The organism is Streptomyces sp. a15, from assembly GCF_059026085.1.
Window position 1 is genome coordinate 141,471 of the sequence record NZ_JBWLKM010000016.1, and the last position, 20,029, is coordinate 161,499.

The following is a 20,029-nucleotide window of genomic DNA, read 5'->3' on the forward strand; positions in this document are numbered from 1 at the left end:
ACGGAACGTTTCGCGAAGCCGTCGGGTCTCGGAGTCGGAACGGCGGCTCCTAAGACTCCACGAGTCCAACCTCAGTAGCCGCCACGGAACGTCGCCGAGCTCTGCAAGGAGCTCGGAATTCCCGGTGGGGAACCGCAGAGGCCGCATAGTGGACCCGCCGGCCATCGCTTACGTGGCGTCGGTCTGGGGGTCGTCGTCCCAGTGGGTCGCCAGTGCGGCGGGCAGCGGCAGTCCGTACTTGTCGCACAGGAATCGGGTCTGGCAGTACCGCTGGGCGTCGGCGGCCACCCTGCCGAGGACCGCGGAATTCATGCCGGCACCGATGAGGATTCCCACGAACGGCACAACCTTGGCGACGTTTTGAACGGGCACCCTGGAGCCTGCCGGGCCCAGCTGCTGCATCAACTTCTCAAGGGCGGCCAGGAGGCGGTGGTCGTTGCGGAGCTTCTGTGACCAGTTTATGCGTCCCTTGACCGCGTCCGCCGCCCGTGCGACATCACGCAACGGCTTGGCTTTGGCCGCCTGTGCCATGAAGGACCGCTGTACCAGGCGTTGGATGAAGTCCTGCTCCTCGGGGTCTTTGGCGTCGTAGCCGTAGGAGTACGCGATGCGCGCTGCGATCGACGTGCTCAGGACCTGGATGACGAGGATGTCCGCTGTCATCGCGGCGAGGGTACCGGCGACGGGGACCATGGCCAGCACGCCCATGGCGCCGCCTTCGAACGCGCCGGTGGCCCGCCACTTGAGGGTGTTGCGGGTCAGCAGTCGGTCGCAGAACTTGAGCTCCTGCTGCCGTAGTTCGGTGAAACTGTCGAGTTCGAGGCCTCGCTTGCGGGCGAGCTTCTCAACGTTCTTCGAGTCGTTGAGCTCCAGGGCCGAGTCGTTGACCAGCTCGAGCAACGCTGCCGCGCCTGCGAGCGCCGGTCGCATGGCCTTGTCGGTGACCGCGTCGCCTGCGCGACGGATCGGTTCCGTGACCGCCTCCGGCACGGCGTCCGTAACCCGTCTCACGGCGTTTCCCGCGACCTCACCGGTGCGACCGAGCGCGGTGCTCGCCCAGTTTGGCAGACCACGGCGGTTGTTGCGGCGTTGCCAGTGCTCGTTGAGCGTGTTCCATACCTGCTCCTCGTACACGCTCATCGGGATTGCACCGTCGACGAGTGGGTCGGCGTAAGTGCTCACTGGGGTTCTCCATTTCGACTGTGATCGCTGGGCCTACGATGCCCTACCAGCCGACACGTGGGTGAAGTACATCGTCCAATGGCAAGTTCTGAAAAAGGTGGGGATGCGCAGGAAAGATACGGAGCGGTCATCCCGAGTCGGTTGGCCGTTCAGTCGCCGAGGGTGAACGTGAGGTTACCCGCGCGCAGTTCGTCCTCGGTCTGGGTGAGACCGCCGCGGTGGGACACCTCAACTGTGTAGAACTTCGAGCCCGGTGCGATGTCGTCGACCGTGAACGGGGACTCGCAGCCCAGCTCCGTCTTCTGGCCGAAGCCCAGACTGCCCTTGGCGACGAGGGTTCCGACGGCGTCGGTGACGCTGACCTGGGCGCCGAAGTCGATGTCGGAGTAGCCGTCCGTTCCGGAGCACGGTTCGTCGGGGCCGAGACCCACGCCGATTCCGGCGACGGTGAGCGTCCCGTCGGTGCTGAACGTCCTTTCCTCGCCGCCGGCCAGTGATGTCCCGGCCCAGCAGGCTCCCACCACGGTGACTCCGAGGGCGGTGCCGATGGCGAGAACGGTGCCGCGCGACAGCCGCGACCAGCGGGAGGTCGGCGTGGTCGGCGAGTGGTTCGGCAGAGCGGGTGTCGGTTCGGTGGATGCGGGGACCGACTCCTCGACCGATCCCCGAGTCGGTTCGAGGACCGTGGTCAGGGGAGGGGTCTGCGGCTGCTGCTCCCGGGTGGACATCGTGGAACTTCCTCTCGGTACGAAGGCGCGGAGGCACGGAGACGCGAAGACGTAAAGACGTGAAGGTCGCGAGAGACGGACACACGGCGGAAGGCGGGTGTGGCGAGCGGAGGCAGGCGCACGCGGGGCTCAGCCCCGCTCCCGGTCCCGTCCCCGCCGGTACTCGGCCAGCGCTCCACTCGCCCAGAGCGGGACCAGCCGGGGTATCTCGGTCACCGGCACCCTGCCGTGCAGGGAGCGCAGGCCGAGCTTGGCCAGGGAGTCGGCGGCCTCGTTGAGCGGGTTGCCGACGTGGGCCTTCTCGTGGACGAAGGTCAGGTTGGGTGTGTACTCCGCGTACATCTGCAGCTTGACGAGGCTGGGCCTGCGGCCCTGTGAGCGGAGCCGGGTTTCGTAGCCGTCCGGCATCCGGTCGCCGCCGTTCTGCCACTCGTGCAGGAGGGCCAGGGCGTCGAGGTTGTCGACACGCGCCTCGACGGGCCGCCCGGGGTGCGCCGTCAAGATCCGCCGCAACCCCCAGTACACAGCCCCGAGTTCCGTGACGACCACGCGGACGCGGGGCGTGGTGAGGTACCGCGGGTAGACGTGGGCGCGCAGTCCGGTCTTACCGGTAGTGGCGAGGTAGCCGGTGCCCACCTTGTCGGCGGTGACGGAAGCGTCCGTGGCGAGCACGATCGGCGTCCGGCCGACGGCCTTGACCGCGTCGTCGAAGTGCACTTGCTGACGGCCCCGGAGGGTGGGGCGGGGTGCGTGGGCGAGCGGAGAACGACGGCCCATCGGCGGATGCTCCTGTTCACGTCGGGTGGCGGAGATAAGACGGAGGGGAAGGACGGGGCGGACGGCCCGGTTTCGGCGGGCCGCCCGCCCCGGGGTCCGCCGCGTCCCCCCACGAGCGCGGCGGCGTGTGCGGCGGCCGGTCAGCCGACCTTGGTCCACTCCTGGCAGCCGTTGGTCTCGAAGTACTCGTCCTTGTTGACCGTCACGCGGCCCTGGCCCTGGAGGTTGTCGTTGGCGATGATCGCGCCGAACTCCCCAGAGGCGTCCTTGGTGCGTGCCCAGTAGCAGTTCTCGATGGTGCTGTCCTTGTCGGGCCCGGCGGTCTTGTAGGTACCGGCCTGCATGTCCTCGCCGACGAGGTACTGCCCCTCGCCCTCGACCGTGGTGGCCGGGCCAGGCTTCTCGGCCGGCTTCGGCGTGACCGTGACCTTCTCGGTGACGGTCGCGGCGGGCTCGGGCTCACCGCCGCCGGAGGCGGCCGCGGTCTTGGTGACGGTGACCGCCGGGGCGGGAGCGGCGGAGCCGTCCGTACCGCCGGAGTCCCCGTCGCCGCCGATGCCGACGCCGACCATGAGCGCGACGAACGCGGTCGCGCCGTGGGTGAGCCATGCCTTGCGGCGCGACGGCTTCGGCTTCACGGGCATGCCCGCCGGAGGCTGCCCGGCACCGGCCAGCGGGGTCGGCATCGGCGGTACGGCGCCCGCATGTGCTGGTGCGGGGCGCGCGCCACGCACAACGCCCGCACCGTGGACGGCGAGATGGTCGTCGAGGGCGAGCAGGTCGTCGTAGGCGATGTGAACGGCTTGGCGGCGGAGGTCGGTTACGAGGTCCTGTGCCGACGCCATCACCGCCGCCGGATGACCAGTTCCTCGGCGGCCCTCGCCCACTAGGGTCTTCGCGGTCGATGTACGTCCCGTTCGCCGGCGAGGACTTCACTGATCAGGGCCATCAGGGCCATCAGGGCCAAAACGGCCAACCGGGATGGTCGGCCCCGAGCCTCAGCGAACCACCTGGATCAGCGAGAACCGTGCGCCCTCGGGGTCCGCCACCATGGCCACCCTCCCGTGCGCGCTGTCGTGAGGCGGCTTGAGGACGTGGCCGCCGAGGTCCACGACGAGGGCGACCGCGTCGTCCGTGTCGGCGGCCTCGAAGTACGTCATCCAGTGCGGGCCGCGGTCCCGGGGGAGGGCGTTTCCCACGCCGTGGAGGCCGGCGACGGGGCGGCCGGCGATGTGCAGGGTGACGTAGTCGAAGTCGGCGGACACCACCGGCTCCTCCTCGTAACCGAACACGGTCTCGTAGAACTTGGCGACGCTCGTGGTCTCGAAGGTCAGCAGTTCGTGCCAGGCCGGTGTGCCCGGGACGCCGGCGATGGACGTGCCGAGGTGGGCTGCCGCCTGCCAGACGCCGAAGACAGCGCCGGCGGGGTCGGAACCGATCACCAGCCGCCCGGCGTCACCCGCTTCCAGCGGTCCCACACCGACCGTGCCGCCGCACAGCCGTACCGTCTCGGCGGTCAGGTCCACGTCCTCCGAGGCGAGGTAGGGCGTCCAGGCGATGGGAAGGTGGCGGTCGGGCGGCAGTTGGCCGATGCCGGCCACCTCGTGTCCGTCGAGCAACGCCCGGACGTAGGGACCGAGCTGCTGCGGGCCCGGTTGGAACTCCCAGCCGAACAGCGAACCGTAGAACTCCTCGGTCGCCGCCAGCCCGTGCACCATCAGGCTCACCCAGCAGGGCGCGCCGGGCGCATTGCGGGCGTGTGTCTCGCCGTTCGGGCCGGCCGACCCCCTTGCCTCGGTCATCGTCACTCTCTCCTCGGCCCCTCGCGGTGCCGTGTCGCTTCCGCACTGACGGACCCCGTGCCGATGCTCGCACCCGTCGTGGTGCCATGCGCTCCGGGCGCGCCGCCGTGCGCCGGTCCGTGACCGGAGAATGCCCGTCGCGTGGTCCCGCGTCCGTTGCCGCGCGATGACCGGCGGGTGGCGGTCGGCTGTACAGTATGTGCCCGATCCCGTACGCCACGTGATCGGGCCTGTCCGGCCGAGCAGAGTAGCCGGACATGAACGATGCGGCCACCCCGTGCGCAAGGATGGTGACCATGAACGCCATCATCTCCGCATCCGAACTCGCGAGCGACCTGGCGGCGGGCCACCCGCCGGTCCTGCTCGACGTCCGCTGGCAGCTGAGCCTGGCCAAGTCGGCCGGGGAGTCGTCGTTCGACGGCCGTGCCGAGTACGCGGCCGGGCACATTCCGGGCGCCGTCTACGTCGACCTGGACTCGGAGCTCGCCTCCGCGCCCGGCGAGCGCGGCCGCCACCCGCTGCCCGACCTCGCGGAGTTCGGCGCGGCCATGCGCCGGGCGGGCGTCTCGACCCGGACGCCCGTGGTCGTGTACGACGGCGGGCAGGGGTGGGCGGCCGCCCGCGCCTGGTGGCTGCTGCGCTGGACGGGTCACCCGGACGTGCGTGTCCTCGACGGCGGGTTGCCGGCCTGGCAGGGCGAGTTGTCGGTCGAGACGCCCGAGCCGGCCGCAGGGGACTTCCAGCCGGCGCCGGGCACGACCGGGCTGCTCGACGCCGCCGAGGCGGCGGCGCTGGCGCGTTCCGGCGTACTGCTGGACGCACGGGCGGCGGAGCGCTACCGGGGTGACGTGGAGCCGATCGACCGGGTCGGCGGGCACATCCCGGGCGCCGTCTCCGCGCCCACCACGGACAACGTGACGGCGGACGGACGCTTCCTGCCCGCCCAGGAGTTGGCCGACCGCTTCAAGACCCTCGGCGCCGGCGGCGGCTCGGAGGTCGGCGTCTACTGCGGCTCCGGCGTCTCCGCCGCGCACCAGGTGCTGGCCCTGGCGGTGGCGGGCATCCCGGCCGCGCTGTACGTCGGCTCCTGGTCGGAGTGGTCGTCGGACCCGTCGCGCCCCGTCGCCGTGGGACCCGACCCGCAGTAGGCGTCCGAGCCGTAGGCGTACGAGCCGTAGGCGTACGTCAGGAGGGGCCCGCACCGACCGGCGCGGGCCCCTCCTGACGTCGTACCGCCTGATGCCGTACGGCCGACTACTCCTGCTTCTTGCGCCGCGTCCCGAACACGATCTCGTCCCAGCTCGGCACGGCCGCTCGGCGCCCCGGGCGGACGCCGTCCGCCTCGGCCTGGCGGTCGGTGGAGCCGATGAGGCGGTCGCGATGACTGCCGACGGAACGCGGCATGAGGACGTCCGCGTAGGCGGAACCCGCCGAGGCCGCGGGGGCCGGGGGCTCCTCGGTCTCGGGCTCCGGGGCGGGTTCCTCCTCCGCCTCGGGGGTCTCCGAGGGGCGCTCCGGGACCACCAGGTCGCCCCGGAAGCTCGGCACCGCCTCCAGCAGACTGGTCAGCGAGTCCCGTTCGCTCGCACTCGCCGTCGCGGCCGTGCCCTCCTCGGCGGGCTCGGGCGGCGGCGCGGGCAGGCTCGGCCGCTCCCGGTCGAGGGCACGGTCCAGCGGACGGTCGCGCGGCAGCCGTGCGATGCGCGGCACGAAAGGAAAGCTGGGCTCCGGCGAGGCGGCGAGGTCCTCGGACTCGCCGATCAGCGAGCGTGCCTCCTCGTCGACGGCCTGAACGAGCCGCCTGGGCGGGTCGTACGTCCAGCTCGCCGAGTGCGGTTCGCCCGCGACCCGGTAGACCAGCAGGACTTCCCAGGTGCCGTCGTCGCGGCGCCACGAATCCCACTGGACGGTGTCCTTCTCGGCACCGCGCAGGGTCAGCCGCTCCTGGACGGCCTCGCCCAACTGCGGGCCCGCGTTCTCGCCCGGGCGGCGGACCGGAGTCTTCCGGGCCCGCTCGGCCATGAACGCGCGCTCGGCCAGCACGGGACCCTCGAATCGCCGTACGCGATCGACGGGGATGCCGGCCATCTGTGCGACCTCTTCCGCGGTCGCACCGGCACGTATACGCGCCTGGATGTCGCGGGGGCGGAGATGGCTCTCCACCTCGATCTCGATCTGGCCGAGGCGGGGACGGTCGCCGCGTACAGCGGCGCGCAGACGCTCGTCAATCGGAAGCGTGTACTCCGTGCTGTCCGCAGCCTTCAGCACCAGCCGTGTGCCGTCATTCGAGACGGCCACGACACGCAGTTCGGGCATGGGGACCTCCCGGGTGGTGCCTGCCGACGTCACGTGCGTCGCTGCTTCCGCTAGTCGAGTGTGGCCTGCCCGGGTGCAGCCTGCCACAACCTTGCCGAGTTGCCCGGCGTGTCGGGCACGGGCCCTGGACCGCCGTTATGGCACGGTTACCTATTCGCAACGCTAAGTGACCAACTCCGTCACCCTGTGCAACTAGCCCCCTCCAGGCGGTCCTTGAAGCCACGGACGCCCTGGCGGGAGACCTGACCCAGGGCTCGCAACAGTACTCCATTCGGGCCACCTGCGTGGATTGGCACGCCGCCCAACTTCTGACGAGTGGCGGCACTTGGCCGCCGTGGCGCGGTTTTCCGGGAAATTGAACGTGGCGCACTTCACGTAAACATCAGAAACGGAACTACGTGCGGGGAGTTGGAGATGCTGCCCCACCTCCTCGATCACGCCCCCGCCCCTACTCGCCCAACACCCGCCGCAGGTAGTCGTTCTGGAACCGACGCTCAGGATCGAGCCGGTCCCGCAGCGCGGTGAACTCGCCGAAGCGGGGGTAGACACCGGCGAAGTACTCGGCGTCCCGCGTGTGGATCTTGCCCCAGTGCGGCCGGCCCTCGTGTGCGGTCAGGATCCGCTCCGCTGCGGTGAAGTACGCCTGGTAGGGCGTCCCCTTGACCATGTGGACGGCGATGTACGCACTGTCGCGGCCCGACGCCGTGGACAGCGTGATGTCGTCGGCCGGCGCGGTGCGCACCTCGACCGGGAAACTGACCCGCAGTCCCGACCGGTCGACCATCGTCTTCAGCTCGCGCAGCGCCTCGGCCAGGGCCGCACGCGGGACGGCGTACTCCATCTCCACGAAGCGCACCCGGCGCGGCGAGGTGAAGACCTTGTAGGGAATGTCGGTGTAGGTCCGCGCGGACAGGGCCTTGCTGGAGATCTGCGCGATCGACGGGATCGTGGCGGGCACCGCGCGGCCGACCCACTGGGCGGCCTGGAAGACGCCGTTGGAGAGGAACTCGTCCTCGAACCAGCCCGCGAGCTGCCCCACCGGGTTCTCCGGACCCGCGCTGCGGTTGTTGCGCTTGGTGTTGGTGCTGCCGGTGTGCGGGAACCAGTAGAACTCGAAGTGCTCGTTCTCGGCCCACAGTTCGTCGAACTCGGCCACGACCCGGTCGAAGGGCATCGGCTCCTCGCGGGCCGTGAGCAGGAAGATCGGCTCCACGGCGAAAGTGATCGCGGTGACGATGCCGAGCGCGCCCAGCCCTATTCGGGCGGCCGCGAAGACCGCGCGTTCCTCATCGGTCCCCTTCTCGGAACAGGCGAGCACCGACCCGTCCGCGGTGACCAGTTCAAGGCCCCTGATCTGGGCGGCGATCGAGGCCGACTCGCGGCCGGTGCCGTGGGTGCCGGTGCTCGTGGCCCCGGAGACCGTCTGCTCCATGATGTCGCCCATGTTGGTGAGCGACAGGCCCTCACGGGCCAGGGCCATGTTGAGTCTCTTGAGCGGGGTGCCGGCCTCGACCGTGACCGTCATGGCGTCCCGGTCGATGGCGCGGATGCCGGTCAACAGTTGAGGGCGGATCAACACGCCGTCGGTGGCCGCGATCGACGTGAAGGAATGCCCGGTACCGACGGCCTTCACCTTCAGGCCGTCTTCGGCCGCCCTGCGCACCGCCTCGGACAGTTCCTCGACGGAGGCGGGAGTGACCTCCCGCGCGGGGCGGGCGGCGACGTTGCCGCCCCAGTTACGCCAGGTGCCGTTCTTCACGCTCGCTGTGCTGCTCAACGGTGCCTCCACGATGCGGAACCGGCCTGCTGAGCCGGCGGTACCCGAGGAAACCGACCGCGACCGCGACGGCCCCGGACACCGCCGGAACCCCGTACCCGGCCCGCGCACCGGCGGCGTCGATCACCCAGCCGGCCACCGAGGAGCCGAGCGCGACCCCGACCGCGAGCCCGGTGCTCACCCAGGTCATGCCCTCGGTCAGTTGCGCGCGTGGTACGTGCTGTTCGATGAGGGACATCGTCGTGATCATCGTGGGAGCGATGGACAGGCCCGCAACGAACAGCGCCACGGCCAGAAACGGCAAGTTTCCGACCAGTAGGAGGGGGATCATACTCACGGCCATCGCGCAGATTCCCAGCAACCAGCGAGGTTCGGGCGCCCCCTTGAAGTGCAACAGCCCGAACACGAGCCCCGCGACGCAGGAGCCCGCCGCGTACAGCGCGAGGACGACGCTCGCCGCCCCCTTGTGGCCCTGCTCGTCGGCGAAGGCCACGGTGACCACGTCGACCGCCCCGAAGATCGCGCCGGTCGCCACGAAGGTGGCCACCAGGACCTGGAGGCCGGGCGCGCGCATGGCCGTGCCGCCGCCCTGGTGCGCGCGCGGATGCGGGGCCGGCTCGGTGGCGCGCTGCGCGGTCAGCCAGAAGACGCCGACCGCCAGGAAGCAGGCGGCGAGCAGCGGCCCGGCCTCCGGGAACCAGGCCGTGGACAGGCCGATGGAGATGATCGGCCCGAAGATGAAGCAGACCTCGTCGATCACGGACTCGAAGGAGTACGCGGTGTGCAGCTGCGGGGTGTCCCGGTACACGGCCGCCCACCGGGCCCGGATCATCGCGCCGATGCTCGGCACACAGCCGATGCCGGCGCTGAACACGTACAGCGTCCAGTCCGGCCATCTGTAGTGGGCGGCGAACAGCAGCCCGGCCGCCGCGACGAGCGCGATCAGCGTCGCCGGCCGCAGCACCCGCCGCTGCCCGTACTGGTCCACCAGCCGCGAGACCTGCGGACCCGCCGCCGCGGCGGCGAGCGCCATGGTGGCCGACAGCGCGCCGGCCAGGCCATACCGCCCGGTCAGCTGGGAGACCATCGTGACCACGCCGATGCCCATCATGGACAGCGGCATACGGCCGAGGAAGCCCGCGGCCGAGAAGCCCTTGGAGCCTGGGGCGGCGAACAGGGCGCGGTAAGGGCTGGGCACGGGGTCTCCGGTCGGACAGAGGAGGGGCTGTTCAGTAAGGCGCGAATACCGCCGATACAGCTTACGAGTTAGGTGACCCTAACGCACGCCGTGCGGTGGGACGGAGAACCTCGCACGTCACCCGCCGTTTCCCGGCTGTCAGAGACGGGTGGCAGGATCTACTCATGCCAGACGTGCTCGATGCCACCCCCTACGACGCCCTGCTCCTGCTCTCGTTCGGCGGCCCCGAGGGACCGGACGACGTGGTCCCGTTCCTGGAGAACGTGACGCGGGGGCGCGGCATCCCCAAGGAACGCCTCAAGGAAGTCGGTCAGCACTACTTCCTGTTCGGCGGGGTCAGCCCGATCAACGACCAGAACCGCGCCCTCCTGGACGCCCTCCGCAAGGACTTCGCAGGCCACGGCCTGGACCTGCCGGTCTACTGGGGCAACCGCAACTGGGCGCCCTACCTGACGGACACCCTGCGCGAGATGGTCGCCGACGGCCGCCGCCGCATCCTGGTCCTCGCCACCAGCGCCTACGCCTCCTACTCGGGCTGCCGCCAGTACCGCGAGAACCTCGCCGACTCGCTGGCCGCCCTCGAGGCCGAGGGCCTGGAGCTGCCGAAGATCGACAAACTGCGGCACTACTTCAACCACTCGGGCTTCCTGGAGCCCATGATCGACGGCGTTCTCCAGTCCCTCGCCGATCTCCCCGACGACGTCCGGGACGGCGCCCACATCGCCTTCTCGACCCACTCGATCCCGACCGCGTCCGCCGACACCTCCGGCCCGGTCGAGGAGCACGGCGACGGCGGCGCGTACGTCAGGCAGCACCTGGACGTCGCGCGGCTGATCGCCGACGCCGTCCGTGAGCGCACCGGCGTCGACCACCCCTGGCAGCTCGTCTACCAGTCCCGCTCCGGCGCCCCGCACATCCCGTGGCTGGAGCCCGACATCTGCGACCACCTTGAGGAGCGGCACGCGGCCGGCGCCCCGGCGGTCGTGATGGCGCCCATCGGCTTCGTCTCCGACCACATGGAGGTCCTGTACGACCTCGACACGGAGGCCAAGGCCAAGGGCGAGGAGCTGGGCCTGCCGGTGCGCCGCTCGGCCACCGTCGGCGCCGACCCGCGGTTCGCCGCGGCCATCCGCGACCTCGTCCTGGAGCGGGCCGCCGTCGAGCGCGGGCAGGAGGTCACGCCGTGCGCCCTGGGCGCGCTCGGTGCCGACCACAACCTCTGCCCGGTGGGCTGCTGCCCGGCCCGTGCCCCCCGCCCCGCCGCCGCGGGCGCCGACAGCCCCTACGCATGAGGAGCCCCGTGACCGACGCCCTGCCCGCGGAACTGCTGGAGCAGGCCCAGGAGGCCGCCCGCCGCGCCGGTGCGCTGCTGCGGGACGGCCGCCCGGCCGACCTCGCGGTCGCCGCCACCAAGTCCAGCCCCATCGACGTGGTCACCGAGATGGACATCGCGGCGGAGAAGCTGATCACGGACCTGATCTCCGAGTACCGCCCGGACGACGGCTTCCTCGGCGAGGAGGGTGCCTCCACCGAGGGCACCAGCGGCGTCCGCTGGGTGATCGACCCGCTCGACGGCACGGTCAACTACCTGTACGGCCTGCCCACTTGGTCGGTCTCCATCGCCGCCGAGCTGGACGGCGAGACCGTCGTCGGCGTCGTCGCGGTCCCGATGCGCGGCGAGACGTTCCACGCGGTACGCGGCGGCGGAGCCTGGGCGAGGGGCGCCTGGGACGGCGAGCGCAGGCTCGCCTGCCGCCCCGCGCCGCCCCTGGAGCAGGCCCTGGTCTCGACGGGCTTCAACTACGTCACCGACGTCCGCGTCCACCAGGCCGAGGTCGCCCGCAAGCTCATCCCGCTGCTGCGCGACATCCGACGGGGCGGCTCGGCCGCCGTCGACCTGTGCGACCTGGCCGCCGGCCGTCTCGACGGCTACTACGAACGCGGCCTCCACCCCTGGGACCTCGCCGCGGGCGACCTGATCGCCCGGGAGGCAGGCGCCCTGACCGGTGGACGTCCCGGAGAGCGCCCCGCACACGCCCTGACGGTCGCGGCCACCCCGGGCGTCTTCGAGCCCCTCCAGCGGCTCCTGGAGGACTTCGGCGCCTGGCACGACTGAACGGCTCGGTCGCCGAGCAGACCAGCGGGGCCCGGCGCTGGATTCGCCGGGCCCCGCTGTCGTGCGCTACGAGCTGTTCAGACGCTAGACGCGCCGACCTCCACACCGTGTTCGGCGGCGAGGCGGCGCAGGTCGTCGAGTTCGGCCTGCTCCACCTCGACGAGGAAGTCGTCGCCCTCGTCGCGAGCCCGCGTCAGGTCGGACTCGGTCGCCCTTATGCGCTGCCGAAGTCCTGCGGTGAATGCGTCCATGCTGCGCCCCCTCGTCCTGGGTCGTGGGTCGATGGCACGGGGGTGTGCCGTTCGGAAGGGGCGATCACGTCTCCAGTGGGTGCCCAGCGCAGCCCGGTGCTGGGCGGCGACGGTGCCGGACACCCACGCCCACTCTGCGGCAAGCGGATCGCGGCGTGCCACATGGTGGTGCGGCACATGCAGAGCGTGATCGCGGGGTGTAAAGCCGTCCTCCCCCCGCTCCCTTCCACGGAAACCTCAACCCGTCGAGAAAATCTCGCATTCCCCGGCCTCACACCCGTCCTTCAGACCGCGCTCACCCGCCTTACAGCCGACTTATGGCCGAAAAGGGCAGGATGGAGGTCAACACACTCACCAAGCCCCCTGCCCGCGTGCCCCAGAAGCGCTACGCGGGTGGACACAGGAAGGACAAGCGACGTGCGCGTACTCGTCGTCGAGGACGAGCAGCTGCTCGCCGATGCGGTGGCCACCGGACTGCGCCGGGAGGCCATGGCCGTCGACGTCGTGTACGACGGTGCGGCCGCCCTGGAACGCATCGGCGTGAACGACTACGACGTGGTCGTCCTCGACCGTGACCTGCCTCTCGTGCACGGCGACGACGTGTGCCGCAAGATCGTCGAACTCGGCATGCCCACCCGCGTGCTGATGCTCACGGCGTCCGGTGACGTCAGCGACCGTGTCGAAGGGCTGGAGATCGGCGCCGACGACTATCTGCCCAAGCCCTTCGCGTTCAGCGAGCTGACGGCACGCGTGCGTGCCCTGGGCCGGCGCACCAGCGTGCCCCTGCCGCCCGTCCTGGAGCGGGCCGGGATCAAGCTCGACCCGAACCGCCGCGAGGTCTTCCGCGACGGCAAGGAAGTCCAGCTGGCGCCCAAGGAGTTCGCCGTCCTGGAGGTGCTGATGCGCAGCGAGGGCGCGGTCGTCTCGGCCGAGCAGCTCCTGGAGAAGGCGTGGGACGAGAACACCGACCCGTTCACCAACGTCGTGCGGGTGACCGTCATGACCCTGCGCCGCAAGCTCGGTGAGCCGCCCGTCATCGTGACCGTCCCCGGCTCCGGCTACCGGATCTGACCGGCCGTGGCAGCGACCCCGGCGCCTCCCCAGGCGCCCCCGAAGCCCACCTGGGACCCGCGGAGGCCGGAGCCGCCCTTTCCGTGGCTGCGCCCGACCATCCGCATAAGGCTCACGCTGCTGTACGGCGGCATGTTCCTGATCGCCGGCATCCTGCTGCTGTCGATCATCTACCTGCTCGCCGCGCAGGCGCTGAACACGGGCAACGAGCCGCTGTTCAAGATCGCGGGCGGCGATGCGATCAAGGTCACCAGCGACAACTGCCCGGCCGTCAACAACACGAGCAACCTGACGCTCCCCGAGTTCAACGCAGCCATCAGTGACTGCATCGACCATCAGCGCCAGGTCGCCCTGGACAACCTGCTCAGCCGTTCGCTGCTGGCCCTGCTCGGTCTCGCCGTGATCGCCTTCGCCTTCGGCTACGCCATGGCGGGCCGCGTTCTGTCGCCGCTCGGCCGGATCACCCGCACCGCGCGCGCGGTGGCGGGCTCGGACCTGTCCCGCCGTATCGAGCTGGACGGTCCGGACGACGAGCTCAAGGAGCTGGCCGACACCTTCGACGAGATGCTGGAGCGGCTGCAGCGGGCGTTCACGGCGCAGCAGCGCTTCGTCGGCAACGCCTCGCACGAGCTGAGAACCCCGCTCGCGATCAACCGCACCCTCCTCGAGGTGCACCTGTCCGATCCGAACGCGCCGGTGGAGCTGCAGCAGCTCGGCAAGACGCTGCTGGCCACCAACGAGCGCAGTGAGCAGCTCGTCGAGGGGCTGCTGCTGCTCGCCCGCAGCGACAACCAGATCGTCGAGCGCAAGCCGGTCGACCTCGCGGAGGTGGCCGAGCAGGCGGTCGACCAGGTGCACGGCGAGGCGCTGGCCAAGGGCGTGGTGATCCGCGGCGAGCAGAAGCCCGCGGTCGTCCAGGGCAACGGCGTGCTGCTGGAGCGGATCGCCCTGAACCTCGTGCAGAACGCCGTGCGGTACAACGTGCCGGAGGGCGGCTGGGTCGAGGTGACGACGGAGGTGCAGCACGGTCAGGCGGTGCTCGTGGTGTCCAACACGGGCCCGGTGGTGCCGGCGTACGAGATCGACAACCTCTTCGAGCCGTTCCGGCGGCTGCGCACGGAGCGCACGGGCAGCGACAAGGGCGTCGGACTCGGCCTGTCCATCGTCCGGTCCGTGGCCCGGGCGCACGGCGGCCACATCTCGGCGCAACCGCGCGAGGGAGGTGGACTCGTGATGCGAGTGACCCTTCCTGTCTGAGATCATGGCCCCCGCACTCGATCCAACACACGGGGATGTTCGCTTTGCGCGGAATTTTTGCGGCGCCTTCCGGACAACTCGGTGTGTGATCGATCACAAGGACGAATTTCCGGCCATCTACTCTCCGTGATCATGCACCCTGTCGGAAAGCCGGGAAAATCCGGGTTTTCAGGGGTCCTGATCACGGGAAGTACACGGTGAGACGCCTTTGAAGTGCGGGATTCGGACCGTGTACGGTCCCGATCGCCATCCAACCCGATCACTCAAGAGGAGTCCGGTTGGGTGTCGATTGAGTAACAGACCTTGATGTGAGGCAAAATCTCCGCCTCGGGTCGGGCACAAGTCCGGCCTCTCACGCGTTACGTGCGCTGGAGACACCGCAGACACCCAGAGGGGGAGAGCGACATGGCAACCGACTACGACACCCCACGCAAGACCGACGACGACGTCGACTCGGACAGCCTTGAAGAACTGAAGGCTCGCCGCAACGACAAGTCGACCTCCGCAGTGGATGTCGACGAGTTCGAAGCCGCCGAAGGCCTCGAACTGCCCGGCGCGGACCTCTCGAACGAAGAGCTGGCCGTCCGGGTGCTGCCCAAGCAGCAGGACGAGTTCACTTGCATGAGCTGCTTCCTGGTGCACCACCGCAGCCAGCTGGCCCGCGAGAAGAACGGTCAGCCGATCTGCCGCGACTGCGACTGAGGGCGGGTCGGCCGTGACTGGCTCGACCCCACCTCGGAAGCGCCGCTTCCACCTACCGGGAGCGGACCAGGAGCCGTCCGAAGGGCGGCTCGGCGCGCGTGACGACGAGCGGGGCTCATCCGATCAGGGATCGGCCTCGCTCGAACCGGCGGCCGGCCGGCCCGGACTTCCGGCGCCGGCCGAGACCTCCGCGCCCGTCGCCAGGCGGCGGGGCGCGGTGATCCGGGACAAGGCCCGGGAAGGGGTTCGCAAGGGCGGCAGCCGGGCCAGGGCGGGCCTGGCGTACCTCGCCGACCGCATCATCGACAACGCCCCGAGGATCCCCGTACGGGACCTCGCGACGCTTCGCAGGCAGTTCCCCGGGCTGGGGCCCGAGGAGCTCGCGGACAAGCTCGTGGCCGGCGCCGCGAGCGCCACCGCGACGGTCGGAGCGGGCATCGGAGCGGCGGCCATGATGCCCGTGCCGCCCGCCATGCCGACTGAACTGGCCGCCGAGATCACCGGCGTCGCCGCGATCGAGCTCAAGCTGATCGCCGAACTCCACGAGGTCTACGGCGTCCGGCCGCCGGGCAATCTCAAGCAGCGCAGCACCGCGTATCTCGACTCCTGGTCGGGAGAGCGCGGCATCGACATGTCCAAGCCGTCCACGGTGAGTGCGGCGCTCAACAGCCCTGTGAAGCATCAGCTGCGGCAGCAGATCATGAAACGCGTGGTGCGCAACCTGCCGAACCTGATGCCGTTCATGGTCGGCGCGGCCGTCGGAGCGGTCATGAACCGCCGGGACACGAGAAAACTCGCGGAGCGGATCCGGTCGGATCTCCGCAAGATCCAGGTGCCTTGGGACGCGCTTGTCGAACTGCCCCGGCTGGAGTCCCCCGAGGATCCGCTCAATATCGGGGACATTCCGAAGGGACTGGGCCGCGGACACAAAGAAATCGGGCCCTGACGAAGTTTTTGCGCGGCGGTGAAAAAGATTTTGGCCCGCCTCGGCGCAGCTCGTCGCGGATCTTCGAGTGAAGCCCCGCCCGAGTGTTCTACGTGAGTCCCTACGCCGCCGCGCGCGCCGATTCGAGTGCCTCCGCCAGCCGCTCCGGCTCCCGCGTCGACAGGTACAGGTACGGCGTCGGGTCGGCCGGGTCCGTGACCTCCACGCGCAGCGCGGTGGGGATGTAGGCGCGCAGCAGCAGGAAGGCGCGGGTGTCGGCCTTGTAGGTACGCCAGGCGCGCGCCTCCTCCGGGTCCAGGACCTGGGCATCGCCCAGGGCCGCCACCGGGATCTTCGCCTCGCCCGCGATCAGGAACCCGCCCACGACGCGGATCCGCGGCGAGCCGTACGAACTGGCCACGACCGCTGCCACGGCCGTCCCGCCGACCAGGCCGCCGAGCAGCGGCAGCGTGCCGAAGGGCAGCAGGATCAACGCCATCGAGACCCCGACCAGGAAAGAGATCAGCCACCAGGTGCGGGGGGCGGTGAGGCGTTCTTCGTACGGGGTGGCGGAGAGCTGCATGAAGCCAAGCTTGGCATGGTGTTCGGACACTGCCGACGCGCGGGTAAGGTCTGCGGCTGTGAGTGGTACTTCCGCAGCTCTTAAGCCTCCCGCCGACGCGGTGCGACCCGTGCGGCACCCGGACGCTCCCGTGCCCGGTGAGCTCCTCGGCGCGCACTACGACCAGTGCTTCGGCTGCGGCGACGGGCAGCAGCACGGGCTGCACCTCGAGGCGCGGGCCGGCGAGGGTGTCACCATCACGGCCGAGTTCACCGTGCGGCCCGCCCATCAGGGCGCTCCGGGCCTCGCCCACGGCGGGGTACTCGCCTCGGCCCTCGACGAGACCCTCGGCTCGCTGAACTGGCTGCTGCGGACGATCGCGGTGACCGGGCGGCTGGAGACGGACTTCGTACGTCCCGTGCCGGTCGGTACGACGCTGCACCTGGCGGCCGAGGTGACGGCGGTGGCCGGGCGGAAGATCTACTCGACCGCCACCGGACGCATCGGCGGCCCCGACGGGCCGGTCGCCGTCCGCGCCGACGCCCTCTTCGTCGAGGTGAAGGTCGACCACTTCGTGGAGAACGGCCGCCCGGAGGAGATCCGGGCGGCCATGAACGACCCGGACCAGGTCCGGCGTGCCCGTGCCTTCGAGGTGAACCCGTGAGCCGTGACCCCGTGAACGTGCTGATCCGCCGCGTCGATCCCGACGTACCGCTTCCGACGTACGCGCATCCCGGTGACGCGGGAGCCGATCTGCGCACCACCGAGAGCCGTGAACTGAAGCCGGGCGAACGGGCCGTGCTGCCCACGGGGGTGTCTGTGGCGCTGCCGGAGGGGTACGCGGCCTTCGTGCACCCACGATCCGGCCTCGCCGCCCGCTGCGGTGTCGCTCTCGTGAATGCCCCGGGGACGGTTGATGCCGGGTACCGTGGGGAGATCAAGGTGATCGTGGTGAATCTCGACCCGCGCGAGTCCGTGCGATTCGAGCGCTTCGACCGGATTGCCCAACTGGTCGTCCAGCAGGTCGAGAAGGTCCGCTTCCAGGAGGTCGCGGAGCTTCCCGACTCGGCTCGGGCCGAGGGGGGCTTCGGGTCCACCGGCGGCCATGCGGCTGTGGGTGGCTCGAGCAGCACAAACAGCACAAGCGGTCAGGCCGCCGACGGCGGCACAGCGGGTGGGAATCGATACGCTTCGGTCGTATCCGACCGGGAAGGACAGTGACGTGTTCGGACGTCGCAAGAAGAAGGGTGCCGCCGAGGACGCGGCCGGCGAGCCCGAGCAGGTCGTCGACGGTGTCGACACTGAGGCGGACGACAAGGTCGAGGACGAGGGCGGGCGCCCGCGCGTGAGGCTGGAGCCGGAGCCGCGGCCCGACGGGCCCTGGGACGACTCCGAGGTGCGGGACCCGGCCGAGGGCCGGGTGGACCTGGGCGGTCTGCTCGTGCCCGGCGTCGACGGCATGGAGCTGCGGGTCGAGGTCGCGGGCGACGCGATCGTCGCGGCGACCGTCGTCCTGCGGGACAGCGCCATCCAGTTGCAGGCCTTCGCCGCCCCCAAGCGCGAGGGCATCTGGGGCGAGGTGCGCGAGGAGATCGGGTCGGGCATCACCCAGCAGGGCGGCATCGTCGACGAGGTCGAGGGTCCGCTGGGCTGGGAGCTGCGCGCCCAGGTGCCGGTGCAGCTGCCGGACGGCACGGGTGGCTTCCAGGTGGTGCGGTTCGTCGGTGTGGACGGCCCCCGCTGGTTCCTGCGCGGTGTCATCTCGGGCCAGGGCGCGGTACAGCCGCAGGCCGCGGGACTGCTGGAGCAGATCTTCCGGGACACGGTCGTGGTCCGCGGCGACGGCCCGATGGCGCCCCGCGACCCGATCGTCCTGAAGCTGCCGAACGACGCGCAGATGGTCCCCGAGAACGTCCAGCAGGACGACGGAACCTCCCGCTTCTCCGGCGGCATGGGCCAGTTGCAGCGCGGACCGGAGATCACCGAGGTCCGCTAGACAGACACCAAGAGGGCCGCATCCCGTGGGGATGCGGCCCTTTTCTCGTGCGCGGACCCTTGACGACCGATTGGTCTGTACCTACGGTCTCGGCCCAACGCCTGGTTCATGAGGGCGCCCTGTGTTCACGTATGAGAACAGAGCCGCCATGCGTCGTACCCCCCTCCTTGCGACCGTCACCGCCCTCGTCCTGGGCGGTCTCCTCGCGCAGCCGACCGCACCCCGCGCCGAGGCCGCCCCCGCGGCCTTCGCCCATCCCGGAGTCACCGTCTCCAAGGGCCAGTTGGACTTCGCCCGCACCAAGGTCAACGCCGGCGCCCAGCCCTGGAAGGGCGCCTTCGACCGGATGCTGGCGAGCAAGTACGCCGACCTGAACCGCACGCCCAAGCCGCGCGCGATCGTCGAGTGCGGCTCGTACTCGACCCCGAACCACGGCTGCACCGACGAGCGCGAAGACGCCATCGCCGCGTACACCCACGCGCTCGCCTGGTACGTCACCCGCGACGAGCGCCACGCGAAGAAGGCCATCGAGCTGATGGACGCCTGGTCCGCCGTGATCAAGGACCACACCAACAGCAACGCGCCCCTGCAGACCGGCTGGGCCGGTTCCTCCTGGCCCAGGGCCGCCGAGATCATCAAGCACACGTACACCGGGAGCTGGGCCGACTCCGGCCGCTTCGCGGCCATGCTGCGGAATGTCTACCTGCCCGAGGTCATCAACGGCTCCCACTCCAACGGCAACTGGGAGCTGTCGATGATGGAGGCCGCCGTCGGCATCGCCGTCCACCTGGAGGACAAGGCGTCGTACGACAAGGCCATGGCGAAGTTCCGGACGCGCACGGCCGCCTTCGTCTACCTCGCCTCCGACGGCGAGCTGCCGAAGACCGTGCCGAGCCAGAACCTCGACACCAGGGACAAGATCGTCAGGTACTGGCAGGGCCAGTCGACCTTCGTCACCGGGCTCACCCAGGAGACCTGCCGCGACCTCACGCACACCGGCTACGGCATCTCGGCGATCTCCCATGTCGCTGAGACCAGCCGGATCCAGGGCCAGGACCTGTACGGCACCGACGTCGGCGAACGGCTGCGGCAGGCGCTCGGGTTCCAGGCGAAGTACGAGCTGGGTGCGGCCGTGCCGAGCTGGCTGTGCGGCGGCTCGCTGCATCTCGGGCTCGGGCCGGTCACCGAGGTCGGATACAACGCCCTGCATCACAGGCTTGGCATGCCCATGACTAACGCGCAGACGCTGACCGAGCGCAACCGCCCGGCCGGCACCAACAACCTCTTCGTGGCCTGGGAAACGCTCACCCACGGGGACAACCCGAGCTGAACCGTTGAACTGCCGGGCGCCGGTTGGCGATACTGGCGC

At 70.4% G+C, this 20,029-nt stretch carries 21 protein-coding genes and 1 pseudogene; 12 read left to right on the forward strand and 10 right to left on the reverse strand.

Going from position 1 to position 20,029, the window contains the following annotated elements:
* Positions 1–168: 168 nt before the first annotated feature.
* From AC5P09_RS19150 to AC5P09_RS19165, 4 genes are all read right to left on the reverse strand, one after another.
* Complete coding sequence (locus AC5P09_RS19150; protein ID WP_493875038.1) at positions 169–1,182, reverse strand: EcsC family protein; 1,014 nt, start codon at positions 1,180–1,182, stop codon at positions 169–171.
* 149 nt (positions 1,183–1,331) lie between these two features.
* The gene (locus tag AC5P09_RS19155) at positions 1,332–1,910 is read right to left on the reverse strand and encodes a hypothetical protein (RefSeq protein WP_493875039.1); all 579 of its coding nucleotides are present in this window, start codon (positions 1,908–1,910) and stop codon (positions 1,332–1,334) included.
* A gap of 129 nt (positions 1,911–2,039) precedes the next feature.
* Positions 2,040–2,687, reverse strand: coding sequence for a ribonuclease H family protein (locus AC5P09_RS19160; RefSeq protein WP_493875040.1), 648 nt, complete (start codon positions 2,685–2,687; stop codon positions 2,040–2,042).
* A 140-nt stretch (positions 2,688–2,827) separates the two neighbouring features.
* Positions 2,828–3,373 carry an Rv1352/Rv1906c domain-containing protein gene (locus AC5P09_RS19165; RefSeq protein WP_493875041.1) on the reverse strand — a complete coding sequence of 182 codons (546 nt, stop codon included), beginning with the start codon at positions 3,371–3,373 and terminating at the stop codon, positions 2,828–2,830.
* Between the two features lie 18 nt (positions 3,374–3,391).
* Here AC5P09_RS19165 and AC5P09_RS19170 point away from each other — a divergent pair.
* Positions 3,392–3,577, forward strand: a pseudogene (locus AC5P09_RS19170) (thymidine kinase); the annotation flags it as partial.
* Between the two features lie 108 nt (positions 3,578–3,685).
* Here AC5P09_RS19170 and AC5P09_RS19175 read toward each other — a convergent pair.
* Positions 3,686–4,489 carry a VOC family protein gene (locus AC5P09_RS19175; protein WP_493875042.1) on the reverse strand — a complete coding sequence of 268 codons (804 nt, stop codon included), beginning with the start codon at positions 4,487–4,489 and terminating at the stop codon, positions 3,686–3,688.
* Positions 4,490–4,785: 296 nt separating this feature from the next.
* On the opposite strand from AC5P09_RS19175, the gene AC5P09_RS19180 reads away from it, so the two are divergent.
* A complete protein-coding gene (locus tag AC5P09_RS19180; protein ID WP_493875043.1) occupies positions 4,786–5,637 on the forward strand; it encodes a sulfurtransferase in 852 nt (283 codons plus the stop codon).
* A 106-nt stretch (positions 5,638–5,743) separates the two neighbouring features.
* On the opposite strand, the gene sepH is transcribed toward AC5P09_RS19180, so the two are convergent.
* The 3 genes from sepH to AC5P09_RS19195 all read right to left on the reverse strand — a co-directional run bounded on the left by sepH (position 5,744) and on the right by AC5P09_RS19195 (position 9,780).
* Positions 5,744–6,805, reverse strand: coding sequence for a septation protein SepH (gene sepH, locus AC5P09_RS19185; protein ID WP_493875044.1), 1,062 nt, complete (start codon positions 6,803–6,805; stop codon positions 5,744–5,746).
* A gap of 448 nt (positions 6,806–7,253) precedes the next feature.
* Positions 7,254–8,582: a D-arabinono-1,4-lactone oxidase gene (locus tag AC5P09_RS19190; protein WP_493875045.1), complete on the reverse strand. Its 1,329-nt coding sequence runs from the start codon at positions 8,580–8,582 to the stop codon at positions 7,254–7,256.
* Positions 8,542–9,780, reverse strand: coding sequence for an MFS transporter (locus AC5P09_RS19195; protein ID WP_493875046.1), 1,239 nt, complete (start codon positions 9,778–9,780; stop codon positions 8,542–8,544). Before AC5P09_RS19195 ends, AC5P09_RS19190 begins: the two co-directional genes overlap by 41 nt.
* A 164-nt stretch (positions 9,781–9,944) precedes the next feature.
* On the opposite strand from AC5P09_RS19195, the gene AC5P09_RS19200 reads away from it, so the two are divergent.
* Positions 9,945–11,072: a ferrochelatase gene (locus tag AC5P09_RS19200; protein ID WP_493875047.1), complete on the forward strand. Its 1,128-nt coding sequence runs from the start codon at positions 9,945–9,947 to the stop codon at positions 11,070–11,072.
* Between the two features lie 8 nt (positions 11,073–11,080).
* On the forward strand, positions 11,081–11,896 hold the full coding sequence (locus AC5P09_RS19205) for an inositol monophosphatase family protein (protein ID WP_493875048.1): 816 nt from the start codon (positions 11,081–11,083) through the stop codon (positions 11,894–11,896).
* A 77-nt stretch (positions 11,897–11,973) separates the two neighbouring features.
* Here the strand turns inward: AC5P09_RS19205 and AC5P09_RS19210 are convergent, their stop codons facing one another.
* Positions 11,974–12,147: a hypothetical protein gene (locus tag AC5P09_RS19210; protein ID WP_266432824.1), complete on the reverse strand. Its 174-nt coding sequence runs from the start codon at positions 12,145–12,147 to the stop codon at positions 11,974–11,976.
* A gap of 417 nt (positions 12,148–12,564) precedes the next feature.
* Between AC5P09_RS19210 and AC5P09_RS19215 the strand changes: the two genes are divergently transcribed.
* From AC5P09_RS19215 to AC5P09_RS19230, 4 genes are all read left to right on the forward strand, one after another.
* Positions 12,565–13,218: a response regulator transcription factor gene (locus tag AC5P09_RS19215; protein ID WP_007385219.1), complete on the forward strand. Its 654-nt coding sequence runs from the start codon at positions 12,565–12,567 to the stop codon at positions 13,216–13,218.
* A gap of 6 nt (positions 13,219–13,224) precedes the next feature.
* Positions 13,225–14,475 (forward strand): sensor histidine kinase, encoded by a 1,251-nt coding sequence (locus AC5P09_RS19220; protein ID WP_493875049.1) that lies wholly within the window; start codon positions 13,225–13,227, stop codon positions 14,473–14,475.
* Positions 14,476–14,880: 405 nt separating this feature from the next.
* Positions 14,881–15,177, forward strand: a complete 297-nt coding sequence (locus AC5P09_RS19225; RefSeq protein ID WP_005481602.1) for a DUF4193 domain-containing protein — start codon at positions 14,881–14,883, stop codon at positions 15,175–15,177.
* A gap of 13 nt (positions 15,178–15,190) precedes the next feature.
* Entirely contained in the window at positions 15,191–16,123 is a 933-nt protein-coding gene (locus tag AC5P09_RS19230; RefSeq protein ID WP_493875050.1) for a hypothetical protein, read from the forward strand.
* A gap of 100 nt (positions 16,124–16,223) precedes the next feature.
* On the opposite strand, the gene AC5P09_RS19235 is transcribed toward AC5P09_RS19230, so the two are convergent.
* Positions 16,224–16,685 carry a DUF3093 domain-containing protein gene (locus tag AC5P09_RS19235; protein ID WP_266432817.1) on the reverse strand — a complete coding sequence of 154 codons (462 nt, stop codon included), beginning with the start codon at positions 16,683–16,685 and terminating at the stop codon, positions 16,224–16,226.
* A gap of 58 nt (positions 16,686–16,743) precedes the next feature.
* Here AC5P09_RS19235 and AC5P09_RS19240 point away from each other — a divergent pair, with 58 nt between their 5' ends.
* From AC5P09_RS19240 to AC5P09_RS19255, 4 genes are all read left to right on the forward strand, one after another.
* Complete coding sequence (locus AC5P09_RS19240; RefSeq protein WP_493875051.1) at positions 16,744–17,328, forward strand: PaaI family thioesterase; 585 nt, start codon at positions 16,744–16,746, stop codon at positions 17,326–17,328.
* On the forward strand, positions 17,325–17,885 hold the full coding sequence (gene dut / locus AC5P09_RS19245) for a dUTP diphosphatase (protein ID WP_266432813.1): 561 nt from the start codon (positions 17,325–17,327) through the stop codon (positions 17,883–17,885). The genes AC5P09_RS19240 and dut overlap by 4 nt, the downstream gene beginning before the upstream one ends.
* 1 nt (position 17,886) lies before the next feature.
* Positions 17,887–18,660 carry a DUF3710 domain-containing protein gene (locus tag AC5P09_RS19250; protein ID WP_307677780.1) on the forward strand — a complete coding sequence of 258 codons (774 nt, stop codon included), beginning with the start codon at positions 17,887–17,889 and terminating at the stop codon, positions 18,658–18,660.
* Between the two features lie 148 nt (positions 18,661–18,808).
* Complete coding sequence (locus AC5P09_RS19255; RefSeq protein ID WP_493875052.1) at positions 18,809–19,990, forward strand: alginate lyase family protein; 1,182 nt, start codon at positions 18,809–18,811, stop codon at positions 19,988–19,990.
* Positions 19,991–20,029 lie beyond the last annotated feature (39 nt).

What these genes read in the sequence shown, in the direction of transcription:
- AC5P09_RS19155 (WP_493875039.1), bottom strand. Translation starts at nt 1,910, where the DNA reads ATGTCCACCCGGGAGCAGCAGCCGCAGACCCCTCCCCTGACCACGGTC.
- AC5P09_RS19160 (WP_493875040.1), bottom strand. Translation starts at nt 2,687, where the DNA reads ATGGGCCGTCGTTCTCCGCTCGCCCACGCACCCCGCCCCACCCTCCGG.
- AC5P09_RS19165 (WP_493875041.1), bottom strand. Translation starts at nt 3,373, where the DNA reads ATGCCGACCCCGCTGGCCGGTGCCGGGCAGCCTCCGGCGGGCATGCCC.
- AC5P09_RS19175 (WP_493875042.1), bottom strand. Translation starts at nt 4,489, where the DNA reads ATGACCGAGGCAAGGGGGTCGGCCGGCCCGAACGGCGAGACACACGCC.
- AC5P09_RS19180 (WP_493875043.1), top strand. Translation starts at nt 4,786, where the DNA reads ATGAACGCCATCATCTCCGCATCCGAACTCGCGAGCGACCTGGCGGCG.
- sepH (WP_493875044.1), bottom strand. Translation starts at nt 6,805, where the DNA reads ATGCCCGAACTGCGTGTCGTGGCCGTCTCGAATGACGGCACACGGCTG.
- AC5P09_RS19200 (WP_493875047.1), top strand. Translation starts at nt 9,945, where the DNA reads ATGCCAGACGTGCTCGATGCCACCCCCTACGACGCCCTGCTCCTGCTC.
- AC5P09_RS19210 (WP_266432824.1), bottom strand. Translation starts at nt 12,147, where the DNA reads ATGGACGCATTCACCGCAGGACTTCGGCAGCGCATAAGGGCGACCGAG.
- AC5P09_RS19225 (WP_005481602.1), top strand. Translation starts at nt 14,881, where the DNA reads ATGGCAACCGACTACGACACCCCACGCAAGACCGACGACGACGTCGAC.
- AC5P09_RS19235 (WP_266432817.1), bottom strand. Translation starts at nt 16,685, where the DNA reads ATGCAGCTCTCCGCCACCCCGTACGAAGAACGCCTCACCGCCCCCCGC.
- AC5P09_RS19255 (WP_493875052.1), top strand. Translation starts at nt 18,809, where the DNA reads ATGCGTCGTACCCCCCTCCTTGCGACCGTCACCGCCCTCGTCCTGGGC.